The sequence below is a fragment of the Bradyrhizobium sp. NP1 genome (genome assembly GCF_030378205.1).
Lineage (GTDB): Bacteria > Pseudomonadota > Alphaproteobacteria > Rhizobiales > Xanthobacteraceae > Bradyrhizobium.
Window position 1 is genome coordinate 7,171,587 of sequence record NZ_CP127385.1, and the last position, 13,534, is coordinate 7,185,120.

The following is a 13,534-nucleotide window of genomic DNA, read 5'->3' on the forward strand; positions in this document are numbered from 1 at the left end:
CTTGAGCACAATCTACGCGTCAAACATGATGACGCTGCGCAGCGTCTTGCCCGCCTTCATGCTGGCAAAGCCCTCGTTGATCTCGGGCAGCTTCAGCTTGGCCGAGATCCAGTCCTCGAGATGCAGCCTGCCGCGCAGGTAGAAATCGACCAGGCGGGGCATGTCGACGCGGAAATGGTTGGAGCCCATCGACGAGCCCTGGATCTTGCGCTCGCGCAGGAAGTCGAAGCCGTGCAGCTCGATCTTCTGGCCGAACGGGATCATGCCGACGATGGTGGCGGTGCCGCCGGGCGCCAGCATCGCAAAGGCCTGCTCCGCGGTCTCCTTGCGCCCCAGCACCTCGAAGGAATGGTGCACGCCGCCGCCCGTGAGTTCGCGCACCTGCTGCACCACGTCGCCGTTTTTGGGGTCGACGATATCGGTGGCCCCTAACTTGGTCGCAAGCTGAAGCTTTGCGGGATTGGTGTCGATCGCGATGACGCGGCCAGCGCCCGCGATCTGCGCGCCGTTAATCGCCGCCATGCCGACGCCGCCGCAGCCGATCACGGCGACGGTCTCGCCCGCCGTCACCTTGGCCGTGTTGACCACCGCGCCATAGCCGGTGATGACGCCGCAGCCGATCAGCGCGGCGAGGTCGAGCGGCATGTCCTTCCGGATTTTCACGATCGCGTTCTCGTGCACCAGCATCTGCTCGGCGAAGGACGACAGATTGAGGAACTGGTGCAGCTTTTCCGGCCGGCCCCACGACAGGCGGTTGGACTGGCCCGGCAGCATCTTCACCGTCGTGTCCGTGCACAGCACCGTGCGCCCGGTGGTGCAGTTGTCGCAGGTGCCGCAGAACACCGAGAGACAGGTGACGACATGGTCGCCCGGCTTCACGTAGTTGACGTCGGAGCCGACCTTCTCGACCACGCCGGCGGACTCATGGCCGAGCACCGCCGGCAGAGGATGCGGATAAAGTCCTTCCATGAAGTGCAGATCCGAATGACAGAGACCAGCGACCGCGGTGCGGATCAAGACTTCGCGTGGACCGGGATTGGGCAGGCTGACATCCTCGATCACCAGGGGCTTGTTGACTTCATGCAGGACGGCGGCCTTCATTGCGCTTCCCTCTGACTTCTTGCTTTTGAACTTCCTGCTCTTGACCAGCGCTGTGCGCCGGCAGCGAGCTTACGCCGCACAGACCAGTTCGCCAACCTCGGCCATGCCGGCCGCGCGCGCGCCAAGCAGGAGATCCTCGATCGCTCCTTGCGTGCTATTTTCCGCAAGCCGGAACGGATCGCCGGACCCGAGCCGATGATCGACGGCGAGCCGCGACAACAACAGCCGGCGCGCGTCGCCACGCCTGGCATGGATGCGGTTGGCTTCCCACGAAAACGCCACCGCGCTTGCGACATGATAGAGCAGGCTGGTGGCGCGGCGCGCCTCGGCCTCATTGTCGGCGCGGCCCGCGACCGCGCGGGCAAACTCCACCGCGCGGTCGGTGAGCCCGCGCAGCCGGTCGCGCCAGGCGACGGGCACATCCGCACTGTCGTCGAGCCGCGCATGCAGATCGGCGGCGAGCGCGCTTTCCGCGCCATGGCGGCCGACCGCGCGCTTCAACGCATCGAGCGCGACGATGTTGCCGGTGCCTTCCCAGATCGAGCCGAGATGGGCGTCGCGCAACAGCCGCGCGGTGGCGAATTCCTCGATATAGCCGATGCCGCCGCGCATCTCGAGCGCATCGCCGCAAACCTTGCGTGCATCGCGCGTGGCGCGGAATTTCAGCGTCGGCGTCAGGATGCGCAGCAGCGCGGCGGCGTCCTGACTGCCGGCTTCGGCGCGGTCGAGCGCGTCGGCCGTGAGAAAACTCAGCGACAGGCCCTGCTCGGTCGGCAACATGATCTTCAGGAGCTGGCGGCGGCCGAGCGGCAGGTCGATGATGCGGCGACCGAACACGACGCGGTTTGTCGCGACCGTCATCGCGTCGTGACAGGCGCGCCGCATCAGCGCGGTCGACTTCACGCCGTTGGAGAGGCGCGAGGAATTCACCATCTCGGCCATCTGCACGAAGCCGCGGTCGAGCCGGCCGACCGCATAGGCAATCGCACCTTCGAGCTTGATCTCGCCTGATGCCATCGAGCGCGTGCCGAGCTTGTCCTTGAGGCGCACGATCCGGTAGTGGTTCTGCGCGCCCTCGTCGAGGAAACGCGGCATCAGGAACAAGCCGACGCCGCGCGTGCCGCCTTCGGCGCCCTCCGGCCGCGCCAGCAGCATCACGACCTTGGCATCGGCGTTGGAGCAGAACCACTTCTCGCCGTAAAGCCGCCAGTGGTCGCCTTCCTTCACCGCTTTCGTGGTGAGCGTGCCGACGTCGGAACCGCCCTCCTTCTCGGTCATGAACTGGCCGCCCTGGGTCAGCTTCGCCATGTCGGTCTGGGTCAGGCCGTCGAGATATTTCGCCTTCAGCGCCTCGCTGCCGAAATTCGAAAGCAGCTTGGCGCAGCCATCGGTGACGTTGATCGGGCAGCCGAGGCCGAATTCGGTCTGGTTGAACAGGAAGGTGAAGGCGTGTTTTGCCACCACAGGATATTTGTCCGGCCAGCCCAGTATGCCCTTGCGGATCGACATCGCATGGATGCCGAACTCGCCGAAGGCGGCCTTCTCCAGCTCGCGGTAGGCGGGATGATATTCGATTCCTTGCACGTCGCGGCCGAAGCGGTCGCGCTGATGCAGAACCGGCGGATGGTGGTCGGCGAGCCGCGCGCATTCGTCGAGAAAACCGCCGGCGAGTCCGCCGAGGCGATCGAGATGCGGCTCGATATGGTTGAATATTGCCTCGGAGAGGTGAATGCGCAGCAGATCCGTCAGCGCCGGATCGGCGCGGTAGAAATTCATTCCCGACGTGTCCGGCGCGAGCAGTCCGGATGGCGTGGCCATAGCGGCGCTGCGATCAGCTTTGAGCGGCTGCATTGAAAACCCTCGGGTGCTTCCTCATCTCTAGTGTCCCGGTTCTGACATTCGCATCATTTTGCGGAAGCCACGTTTTGCGAATGTCAGAACCAAAGGGACACTAGCAAAATATCAGATTCTAGTGTGGCTTTGGCTCTGACGTTCCTTTGAAGAGGTTGCGGCGAAACTGAAAGGAACGTCAGAGCCGCCACACTTGTCACGACTATCGCACATCCGCCCGCCGCGTGTCGCGCTGTCCGTTTGCGGCTACGCGCAATTTCGTCCCGTGGAATGGGCCGTAACGCCAGGCCCGCATCGCAAAGGAAAGCATCGATGGAAAAGCCCAAATATAAGAACGCCCTGATCGTCGGCGCCGGCGAGGGCCTCAGCGCCTCGCTGACGCGGCTGCTCGCCCGCGAGGGCATCCGCGTCGCGCTCGCCGCGCGCAAGATCGAGAAACTCGGCGCGCTCTGCGGCGAGACCAGCGCCCGCGCCTTTGCCTGCAACGCCGCCGATGCCGACGAGGTCGAGCGGCTGTTCGGCCTGGTCGAGCGCGAGATCGGAACCCCCGACCTCGTGGTCTACAATGCGAGCGGCCGCGCGCGCGGCCCGTTTGTCGAGCTGGTTCCGGCCGACGTCGCGAACACGATCGCGGTCAGCGCCTATGGCGGCTTTTTGGTGGCGCAGCAGGCGGCAAAGCGGATGCTGCCCAACAGGCACGGCGCGATCCTGTTCACGGGCGCCTCGGCCAGCGTGAAGGGCTATGCGCAGTCGGCTCCCTTCGCGATGGGCAAGTTCGCGCTGCGCGGCCTGGCGCAGAGCATGGCGCGGGAGCTATCACCGCAGGGCATCCATGTCGCGCATTTCGTCATTGACGGCGGCATTCGCAGCGCCAACCGGCCCGACCCGGCGGATCGGCCGGATTCGATGCTCGATCCGGACGCAATCGCGCTCAGTTACTGGAACGTGCTGCAGCAGCCGCGGAGCGCCTGGAGCTGGGAGCTCGAGCTTCGGCCCTGGGTCGAGAAGTTCTAGGCAGGAAAAGGATGACGCGCGTCATTTCACAGTCCTATAATTTTCCGCAAACAGGCCTGAAGGAGGATCGCACATGGCAAACGAGCAGCCGGCCGCGGGCGGCGAAATCACCCTCGACACCGGCACCGACGAATTGCTGTGCGCGATCCGCGACCGCGTCGCGATCATCACGCTGAACCGGCCGCAGGCGCGCAATTCCCTGTCGGACCGGCTTTCGCCGGCGCTGCGGACCATGATCCGGACCTGCGGCGAGAATGCGCAAGTCGGCGCGCTGCTCATCACCGGCGCCGGCACCGCGTTCTGCTCCGGCGGCGACGTCAAGGGCATGGGCGCCTATCGCGACAGGAAGAAGGCCGAGATGTCATTCGACGAGAAGGTCGCCGACCTGCAGGAACGCCAGCGCCTCCTCACCGGCGCGCTGGTCGCCGTGCGCAAGCCGACGATCGCGGCGCTGCCGGGCGCTGCCGCCGGCGCCGGGCTTGCCATCGCCATGGCCTGCGATATCCGCATCGCGGCGGCTTCCGCCTTCGTCTCCACCGGCTATGCGCGGGTGGCCCTGAGCGGCGACTACGGCATCGCCTGGCTGCTGACGCGGCTGGTCGGCACCGCGCGCGCCCGCGAGCTGATGTTCACCGCCGAGAAGGTCGACGCGGCGCGCTGCGAGCGGATCGGCCTGTTCAACCGTGTGGTGCCGGACGACAAATTGCAGGACGAGGCTTTTGCGCTGGCGAAATCATTCGCCGAAGGCCCGGCGCTGGCGCTGCGCTACATGAAGGACAATCTCGACGAGGCGCTGTCGTTCGACTTCGCCACCGCGCGCGACCAGGAGGCCGAGCGGCTGGTGCGGCTGACCGCGACATCAGACCACCGCGAGGCGGTGCAGGCCTTTGTCGAGAAGCGCAAGCCGGTGTTTACGGGGAAATGATCTCGCTTCAGTGCGCGGCCAGTTCCAACGCACGCGAAGCGGCGGCAAGCCGCCAGCTCGCGCAGGGAATGTCCGCCGGCGCAACCGCGATGGATTTCTCGAAGCGGACGAGCTTCCAGTCGTCCGGGTTGTGCACGAAGGTGTAGCCCGTCTTCTTCGCAAGTCCGATCATCGCGCTGTTGGAGCGCAGCGTATCGCCGAACAGGCTGCAGGCGCCAAAAGCGGCGGCACGGCATTCCAGATTCTTCAGCAATGCAGCGCCAATGCCGTGGCCCTGCCAGCGGTCGTCGAGCGAGAGACCGAACTCGAAGCTGCCGTTCTCGGGGTGGAAGGCGTAGCGGGCTTCGCCGACGATCACCTCGAATCCGTCGATGGCGACGGTGGCGACCACGCTGAAGCGGTCCTCCTCGCCGACATGGATGAAATGGTCGAGCAGCGACTTCGGCAGCTCGCTGATGGCGCCAAGGAACCGGTTGTAGCGCGAGCCCGCCGACAACGAGCGGAAATAGTTCTGCAGCTCCTCGGCGTCGCGCGGCTCGACGAAGCGCACGGTGACAGGCTGGCCGTCGCGCGCCCGCACAACGTCGGAATGCTGCTTGAGATCATCGAACCGCAGGGTGGTCATGGCCCGCTCCAGTTCCGAAAGGAAGGCAGCCGGCGTCCCCCTGACGAGGCGACGCCGGCGTGGCTGCGCTTACGCCCGCCAGAAAGGTTTCTCGGCCTCACGCGCGACGTCGCTCCAGGACAAGCCGACGTCGTGGAGGTCGCGATCGGTCCAGTGCGAAAGCTCGCGGCGCTGACGGAAGCGGTCCCGCCAGACATGCAGGGTTTCATTCACCTGGCTGAGAAAGCCCGAATCATGATGATTTGTCATCGTCTGATGGCTGCAAGTAGACATTTTCAGCTCCTGCGGCTAAATCCTTTGGCGTAATATCTGCGCGCCCGGACGCTTCTACAAACGACACTTTGTACCGTTTCGGATGAAATAAAGTCATATATCTAGGGCATGCCGACGAATACCAGATTACCGTCCTTGAACGGATTGCGGGCTTTCGAGGCCGCCGCGCGGCATTTGAGCTTCACGCTCGCCGCATCCGAGCTGAACGTGACGCAGACCGCGATCAGCCATCAGATCCGGCGGCTCGAGGAGGAGCTCGGCCTGCGGCTGTTCATCCGGAAGAACCGCGCGCTGGAGCTGACGCAGGAGGCGCGGGACTACCTGCCGGGCGTCCGCGCCGCCTTCAACGACCTGCGGCTCGCGACCGAGCGGCTGTTGCGCAAGGACGACGGCCACGTGCTGACCGTCTCGACGCTGGCCTCGCTCGCCGCGAAATGGCTGCTGCCGCGGCTGTCCGCATTCCAGGAAAGCCATCCCGGCATCGACGTCCGCATCACAACCTCCCCCAGCCTGGTCGATTTCCGCCGCGACGACGTCGACGCCGCGATCCGCTACGGCCGCGGGCAATGGCCCGGCGTGCGCGCGGAGTGGCTGATGGCGGACGAGCTGTTTCCGGTTTGCAGCCCGGCGCTGGTCGATGGAGCCAAGCCGCTGCGCTCGCCGGAAGACCTGCGCGACCATGTGCTGCTGCACACCAGCAACACCAACAGCGACGACTGGCGGCTGTGGCTGACCGCGGCCGGCCTGCCGGCCGACATCTCCAAGCAGCCTGGCGTCACCTTCGATTTGATGTTCATGACCGTCCAGGCCGCGATCGACGGCATCGGCGTCGCGGTGGGCCGCACCTCCTATGTCCAGGACGATATCGCCAAGGGCCGGCTCGTGGCTCCGTTCAGGATCGCGCTGCCGGCCGATGCCGGATTCTATCTGGTTTCCCCCGAGGCGCGGGCCGACCCGCCGAAGCTTGCAGCGTTTCGGCAATGGCTCGCGGGCCTCGCCCGCACCAAACCGTAAGCCGCGAGTCTCTTTAGCCAAAGGTTTCGTGTTTTCCCGGTTGGTCAGCCCGCGCGGGCGTGGCACATTGCCGTCATAAACGGTCGGCCGGGACTTTCGCTCGCACCGGCTGCATCGAAACACGGGGGAAAGCGTCCATGGCTCAGCCGAACAGTTCCGAAACACCGCAGATCAAGTCGCGCATCGGCGCCATCCTGCGCGCGACCAGCGGCAATTTCCTCGAACAGTTCGACTTCTTCCTGTTCGGCTTCTACGCTCCCCTGATCGCCAAGGCGTTCTTTCCGTCCGACAATGAGACCGCGGCGCTGCTCAATACCTTCGGCGTGTTCTGGCTCGGCGCCTTGATGCGTCCGGTCGGCGCCATCGTGCTCGGCGCCTATATCGACCGCATCGGCCGCCGCCAGGGCCTGATCGTGACGCTCGGCATCATGGCAGTCGGCACGGTAGTGATCGCCTTCTGCCCGACTTACGCGGCGATCGGCGTCGCCGCGCCCGTCATCGTGCTGATCGGCCGGCTCTTGCAGGGCTTCTCCGCCGGTGTCGAGCTCGGCGGCGTATCGGTCTATCTCGCCGAGATTTCCACGCCCGGCAATCGCGGATTCTACACCTCGTTCCAGTCCTCCAGCCAGCAGGTGGCGATCTTCGTCGCCGCCATCATTGGCTTTCTCCTGAGCGAAGCCGTGAGCGGCGATACCGTGCTGACCGCACTTGGCGGCGGCATCGCCAAGTGGCGCATTCCCTTCTTCATCGGCTGCCTGATCATTCCCTTCATCTTCCTGCTGCGGCGGACGCTGGAAGAAACGCCGGAATTCCTCAAGATGAAGAAGCATCCGACCGCAAGCGAGGTGTTCGCCTCCGCGCTCGCGAACTGGCGCATCGTCATCCTCGGCATGATGATCGCGATCCTGACCACCACCACCTTCTATTTCGTCACCGTCTATACGCCGACCTTCGGCAAGAACGTGCTGAAGCTCTCCACCGCCGATGCGCTGCTGGTTACGCTGCTGGTGGCAGTCACGAACTTCATCTGGAATCCGGTCGGCGGCGCGCTCTCCGACCGCATCGGCCGCAAGCCCGTGCTACTGACGATCGCCGGACTGTCCTTTGTGACCGCCTACCCGGCGCTGCACTGGCTGGTGGCTGATCCGAGCTTCGGCAAGCTGCTCGCGGTCGAGATGATGTTCTCGTTCTATTTCGGCGTCTACAGCGGCACCATGCTCGGCGCGCTCGTCGAGATCGTGCCGGCGCATGTCCGCACCACCTGCTTCTCGCTCGCCTTTGCGCTGGCCGCAGCCCTGTTCGGCACCTTCACGCCGTTCGCCTCGACCTTGCTGATCGACAAGACCGGCGACAAGGCCTCGCCCGGCTACTGGCTGATGTGCGGCGCCGCGCTCGCCATCATCGCGGCGCTGACCGTCTATCGCGGCGGCCGGACCATCGAGACACGCGAAGCGGTCACTGCCTGAGCATCGACGATGGCTGGCCGGGCCTGGGTCCGGCCAGCGTCCCCTTGCCATGCCAACACGATAACAACCAGCATGGTCGATTTGAGCCGCAAGTTCGACGTGCTGGTGATCGGCGGCGGCAATGCCGCGCTGTGCGCCGCGATCAGCGCACGACGCGACGGCGCCTCCGTGCTGGTGCTGGAAGGCGCGCCGAAATTCTATCGTGGCGGCAACACCCGCCACACCCGCAACATGCGCTGCGCCCACGACGCGGCGACCGCCATCCTCACCGGGCCCTATACGGAAGAGGAATTCTTCGAAGACCTGTTGCGCGTGACCGGCGGCCAGACCGACGAAGAACTCGCCCGCCACATGATCGCCGAGTCCAAGGACATCCTGAACTGGATCGTCGAGCAGGGCGTGCGCTGGCAGCCATCGCTCGGCGGCACGCTGAGCCTCGGACGCACCAACTCCTTCTTCCTCGGCGGCGGGCGGGCGATGCTGAACGCGCTGTATCTGACCGCCGAGCAGCTCGGCGTCGAGATTCTCTACGATGCCGAGGTTGTCGAACTCGAGATCGAGCGCGGCATGTTCCTGTCGGCCACGCTGAAGCAGGGCGACGGCCACGCAAGGGTGCGCGCCGCGACGCTGGTCGCCGCCGCCGGCGGCTTCGAGGCCAACATCGAATGGCTGAAGCAATATTGGGGCGAGGCCGCCGATAATTTCCTGATCCGCGGCACGCCCTATAACCGCGGCGCGATCCTGAAGCTGCTGCTGGCGAAGGGGGTGCAGGCGATCGGCGATCCCACCCAGTGCCACGCGGTCGCGATCGACGCCCGCGCGCCGAAATTCGACGGCGGCATCATCACGCGCCACGACTCGGTTGTGTTCGGCATCGTCGTCAACAGGAACGCCGAGCGCTTCTATGACGAGGGCGAGGACATCTGGCCGAAGCGTTACGCGATCTGGGGACGGCTGGTCGCCGCCCAGCCAGATCAGATCGCCCACATCATCTTCGATGCCTCCTCGCGCAACAGTTTCATGCCCACGCTGTTTCCGCCGCTCGAAGGCGACAGCATTGCCGCGCTCGCCGAAGAGCTCGAACTCGATCCGGCCGCGCTGGAAAAGACAATCGCGACCTTCAACGCCGCGGTGCGTCCCGGCACCTTCGACCACACCGTCCTCGACGACTGCCGCACCGAGGGCCTGACGCCGCCGAAATCGCACTGGGCGCGCAGGATCGAGACGCCGCCTTACTACGCCTATCCGGTGCGGCCCGGCATCACCTTCACCTATCTCGGCACCCGCGTGAACAAACAGGCGCGCATGCTGATGCAGGACGGCAAGCCCTCCGCAAACATGTTCGCCGCCGGCGAGATCATGGCCGGCAACGTGCTGGGCCAAGGTTACGCCGCCGGCATCGGCATGACCATCGGCAGCGTGTTCGGCCGCATTGCCGGCCGGGAAGCGGCGAAGAATGCGAAGAACTGACGCCGATCGATTGAAGGAGGAGCCATGTCACGCCTCGCCATCGTCTCGCTCGCGACCGTGCTGATCGCGTCGATGCCCGCCAACGCCGACGAGCCGATCAGCTTGCGCGGCATGGGCTCGTTCCATGTCGGCGGGCGGCTGGTCGAGATCTCCGGCAAGCCGGTGAAGGAGGTCACCTTCACGCCCGGCGGCGTGCCGGCCAAGGTCGATCCCAACGGCACCTACCAGGTCGAGCAGATGTATGTGCAATACTTCCTGCCCGCGAACGAGAAGGGCGCCTACCCGCTGCTGCTCTGGCATGGCGGCGGCCTGACCGGCGTCACTTACGAGACCACGCCTGACGGCCGCGAAGGCTGGCTGAACTATTTCCTGCGCAAGGGCTTTGCCGTCTACAATTCCGACGCGGTCGAGCGCGGGCGCGCAGGCTGGGCGCAATACCCTGACATCTTCAAGGGCGAGCCGGTGTTCCTCACCACCGCCAACCCGTTCGAGCGCTTCCGCATCGGCGACGGCCCTGGCTCCTACGACCCCGATCCGGCAAAACGCAAATTGATGCCGGGCAGCCAGTTTCCAAACGAGGCTTACGAGAACTTCGTCAAGCAGAATGTGCCGCGCTGGACCACGACCGACGATGCGACGATCGCGGCTTACATTGCCGAGGTCGACCGCATCGGCCCCTGCATCATCCTGTTCCACAGCCAGGCCGGCACCTTCGGCTTCAAGGTGGCGCAGGCGCGCCCCGACAAGGTGAAGGCGCTGATCGCGGTCGAGCCGGCGGGCGTCGGCGACCCCGCCAAGGTCGATCTGCTCAAGAACATCCCGACCCTGTTCGTCTATGGCGACTATATCGAGCGCGATTCGCGCTGGCCGAAGATCCGCGCGACCGGCATTGCCTTTGCCGAGGCGATCAGCGCGGCCGGCGGCAGCGCCGATGTGATCGACCTGCCGAAGGCCGGCATCCACGGCAATTCGCACGTGATGATGATGGACAGGAACAACCGCGAAGTCGCCGGCCTGATCCAGAACTGGCTGGAAAGCAAGGGACTGACCAAAAAGCCGTGACAGCGATGCATGCCACCCGAACCCTCGCCGAGGCCGACCGCCTGATGACGGTCTGCAATTCCTGCCGCTACTGCGAAGGCCTGTGCGCGGTGTTCCCGGCGATGGAGATGCGCCGCGCCTTTTCCGACGGCGACCTCAATTATCTCGCCAACCTCTGCCATGCCTGCGGCGCCTGCTATGTCGACTGCCAGTTCGCGCCGCCGCATGAGTTCAACGTCAATGTTCCCAAGACGCTCGCGGCCGTGCGCGCCGATTCCTGGGCCACCTACGCTTGGCCGCGCGCGCTCGCCCACCTGTTCGCGAATAACGGCGTCGTCATCCGGCTCGTCACCATGCTGAGCCTGGCGGCGTTCATCGTCGGATTTGCCGTTTTCAACGACCAGAAGGATCTGTTCGGCACCCACACCGGCCCCGGCGCATTCTATGCCCTGATGCCGCACAAGGCGATGGCGGCCCTGTTCGGCATCATCTTCCTTTATGCAATCCTCGCACTCGCGATGGGCGTGCGCGCGTTCTGGCGCGACATCGGCGATCCCGCCGATACCAGGGTCAGCACAAGCGCGATCCTGCAGGCGATCCGCGACGCTGCGACGTTGCGCTATCTCGACGGCGGCGGGGTCGGCTGCTTCAACGCGGACGAGCGCCCGACCGATCGCCGCAAGCTCTCGCATCACCTGACCTTCTATGGCTTCCTGCTGTGCTTTGCCGCGACCTGCGTGGCGACGCTTTATCACTATCTGCTCGGGCGCGAGGCGCCCTATGCCTGGTGGGACCTGCCGGTCGTGCTCGGCACGCTTGGGGGCCTTGGGCTGGTGATCGGCCCCATCGGCCTGCTCGCGGCGCGATGGCGCCGCGATAGCGCGCTGGTCGAGCAGAAGAACAGCGGCATGGATATCGCGTTCGTTCTGATGCTGCTCCTGACCTCGCTGACGGGACTCGCGCTGCTCGTCTGGCGCGACACCGCCGCGATGGGACTGCTGCTCATCGTCCATCTCGGCTTCGTGTCCGCGCTGTTCATCACGATGCCTTACGGCAAGTTCGTGCACGGCATCTATCGTTTCGTCGCGCTGGTGCGCTACGCACAGGAGCGACGTGCGGTGTCGGGCGAAGCGGCGGAGGAATGACCGCTTCATCCCTCCCCGTCGGGCGCTTCACGATTGAATTGTCAAAAAGCCAGGAGGATAGGCGTCCCCGTTCCCGCGGCACTGATCGTTCCCGAGTTGCTGCCGCCGCTAAACCGTCGCCTTGCCTGGCAAGGTGAACTGAAAGATCGTACCCCGATCCGCCTTGGCCGTGGCCCACAAACGGCCCTCATGCGACTCGACGATGCGCCGACTGATGGACAATCCCATGCCCGTGCCTTGTGCCTTTGTCGTGAAGAAAGGCGTGAAAATGCGTTCGGGCTGGTCGGCCGGAAGTCCGCTGCCCATGTCGCTGACCGAGATCAGCAATTGACCATCCTCGTTCGTCCTGGATGAAACTTTCAGTTCTCCACCCGTTTCCCGCATAGCCTCAATGCCGTTGAGCATGAGATTCATCAACACCTGCTGCAGTTGCACGCGATCCGCCAGCGTCGCCGGAATGTCCACCTCAAGCTCGGTACGCATCGAAATGGAGTTGCGCGCCGCCGCATCGCGAAGCATCACGGTCATCTCGCGGACGAGTTCGTTGACGTCCACCAATTCTCGTTCGCGCGTGCCGGGTCCGTAGAGCGCGCGCACGCGATCGATGATGTCGGTGGCTCGGGTCAAGCTGCGCATTGTCCCTTCTGCAGCCGCGGAGGCTTCACCGATGTCGAGTCGATCAGGGCTGAGCCAGTTCCTGCAAGCGTTCGCACTCATGACCCCGGCCGCGACCGGCTGCTTTATCTCATGCGCGAGCGAGGCAACCATCTCTCCCATCATACTGACCCGGTTCATGTGCGCGAGGTCGGCCTCCAGCTGGCGCGATCGCTCGCGTTCCTGCTCGGCGCGCTTGCGATCTTCGATGTCCGCCAGGATGCCGTACCATTTGAGAATCTTGCCCTGTTCATCACGCAGCGGCACCGCCCGCACCAGGAACCAGCGGTACTCTCCCTTCGCACTGCGATGCCGCGCCTCGTTCTCGAACGGCTCACCACTTGTCATTGACTGCTGCCACTTGGCCGCATGTTCAGCGACGTCGTCCGGGTGAATCGCGGATTGCCAGCCCAATCCCGACGTCTCTTCCACCGACAGCCCTGAAAATTCCACCCATCGCCGGTTTATCCAAACGCTTTTGCCGTCGGGCCGGGCTGTAAACGCAATCGCAGGTATCGCCTCAATGACATCCCGAAGCTCTTTTTCGCTCCGGCGAAGCGCATTCTCGGCCTCTCGGCGCGCGACTCGATCACCCGCCTCGCGCAACGCGCGCCGTACGGCGGGCACGAGCCTCGAGAGCCGGGTCTTCAGAACATAGTCCGTGGCGCCAACCTTGAGCGCTTCGACGGCTGCCTCCTCGCCAAGAGTTCCGGAAACAAAGATGAAGGGCAGATCGGGGCGAACACTCAGCGCCAGATCTAACGCAGAAAGTCCGTCGAACGAGGGAAGCTTATAATCCGAGAGGATGAGGTCGAAGTCGCCGCCCTTGAGAGCGGCCAGAAACTCGGCCCGACCTTGCACGCAGACGATACGACACGTGAAATGATCGGCTTCGAGGAGCGCTTCGATGAGCTCCGCGTCGTTGCGGTCGTCCTCGAGCAACAGAATTCCAATA

Annotated in this window: 12 protein-coding genes; 7 read left to right on the forward strand and 5 right to left on the reverse strand. The window is 64.8% G+C overall.

Going from position 1 to position 13,534, the window contains the following annotated elements; translation table 11 throughout:
- Positions 1–12 precede the first annotated feature (12 nt).
- Positions 13–1,101 carry a Zn-dependent alcohol dehydrogenase gene (locus QOU61_RS34650; protein ID WP_289655661.1) on the reverse strand — a complete coding sequence of 363 codons (1,089 nt, stop codon included), beginning with the start codon at positions 1,099–1,101 and terminating at the stop codon, positions 13–15.
- A gap of 69 nt (positions 1,102–1,170) precedes the next feature.
- Positions 1,171–2,952 carry an acyl-CoA dehydrogenase family protein gene (locus tag QOU61_RS34655; protein ID WP_289655662.1) on the reverse strand — a complete coding sequence of 594 codons (1,782 nt, stop codon included), beginning with the start codon at positions 2,950–2,952 and terminating at the stop codon, positions 1,171–1,173.
- 312 nt (positions 2,953–3,264) lie between these two features.
- Here QOU61_RS34655 and QOU61_RS34660 point away from each other — a divergent pair, with 312 nt between their 5' ends.
- Together QOU61_RS34660 and QOU61_RS34665 are read left to right on the forward strand one after the other, a co-directional pair.
- Positions 3,265–3,966 (forward strand): SDR family NAD(P)-dependent oxidoreductase, encoded by a 702-nt coding sequence (locus QOU61_RS34660; RefSeq protein WP_289655663.1) that lies wholly within the window; start codon positions 3,265–3,267, stop codon positions 3,964–3,966.
- Between the two features lie 73 nt (positions 3,967–4,039).
- Positions 4,040–4,891 (forward strand): enoyl-CoA hydratase-related protein, encoded by an 852-nt coding sequence (locus QOU61_RS34665; RefSeq protein WP_289655664.1) that lies wholly within the window; start codon positions 4,040–4,042, stop codon positions 4,889–4,891.
- A gap of 7 nt (positions 4,892–4,898) precedes the next feature.
- Here the strand turns inward: QOU61_RS34665 and QOU61_RS34670 are convergent, their stop codons facing one another.
- Both QOU61_RS34670 and QOU61_RS34675 read right to left on the reverse strand, forming a co-directional pair.
- The gene (locus QOU61_RS34670) at positions 4,899–5,516 is read right to left on the reverse strand and encodes a GNAT family N-acetyltransferase (protein ID WP_289655665.1); all 618 of its coding nucleotides are present in this window, start codon (positions 5,514–5,516) and stop codon (positions 4,899–4,901) included.
- A gap of 69 nt (positions 5,517–5,585) precedes the next feature.
- A complete protein-coding gene (locus QOU61_RS34675; RefSeq protein ID WP_289655666.1) occupies positions 5,586–5,789 on the reverse strand; it encodes a DUF1127 domain-containing protein in 204 nt (67 codons plus the stop codon).
- 108 nt (positions 5,790–5,897) lie between these two features.
- Here QOU61_RS34675 and QOU61_RS34680 point away from each other — a divergent pair, with 108 nt between their 5' ends.
- The 5 genes from QOU61_RS34680 to tcuB all read left to right on the forward strand — a co-directional run bounded on the left by QOU61_RS34680 (position 5,898) and on the right by tcuB (position 11,925).
- The gene (locus QOU61_RS34680; RefSeq protein ID WP_289655667.1) at positions 5,898–6,803 is read left to right on the forward strand and encodes a transcriptional regulator GcvA; all 906 of its coding nucleotides are present in this window, start codon (positions 5,898–5,900) and stop codon (positions 6,801–6,803) included.
- A gap of 137 nt (positions 6,804–6,940) precedes the next feature.
- Entirely contained in the window at positions 6,941–8,269 is a 1,329-nt protein-coding gene (locus QOU61_RS34685) for an MFS transporter (RefSeq protein ID WP_289655668.1), read from the forward strand.
- An 81-nt stretch (positions 8,270–8,350) separates the two neighbouring features.
- Positions 8,351–9,739 (forward strand): FAD-dependent tricarballylate dehydrogenase TcuA, encoded by a 1,389-nt coding sequence (gene tcuA / locus QOU61_RS34690; protein ID WP_502876995.1) that lies wholly within the window; start codon positions 8,351–8,353, stop codon positions 9,737–9,739.
- A gap of 24 nt (positions 9,740–9,763) precedes the next feature.
- Positions 9,764–10,801, forward strand: coding sequence for an alpha/beta hydrolase (locus QOU61_RS34695; protein ID WP_289655670.1), 1,038 nt, complete (start codon positions 9,764–9,766; stop codon positions 10,799–10,801).
- A 5-nt stretch (positions 10,802–10,806) separates the two neighbouring features.
- Positions 10,807–11,925: a tricarballylate utilization 4Fe-4S protein TcuB gene (gene tcuB, locus QOU61_RS34700; RefSeq protein ID WP_289655671.1), complete on the forward strand. Its 1,119-nt coding sequence runs from the start codon at positions 10,807–10,809 to the stop codon at positions 11,923–11,925.
- A 108-nt stretch (positions 11,926–12,033) separates the two neighbouring features.
- Here the strand turns inward: tcuB and QOU61_RS34705 are convergent, their stop codons facing one another.
- Entirely contained in the window at positions 12,034–13,521 is a 1,488-nt protein-coding gene (locus QOU61_RS34705) for a hybrid sensor histidine kinase/response regulator (protein WP_289655672.1), read from the reverse strand.
- Between the last annotated feature and the right edge of the window lie 13 nt (positions 13,522–13,534).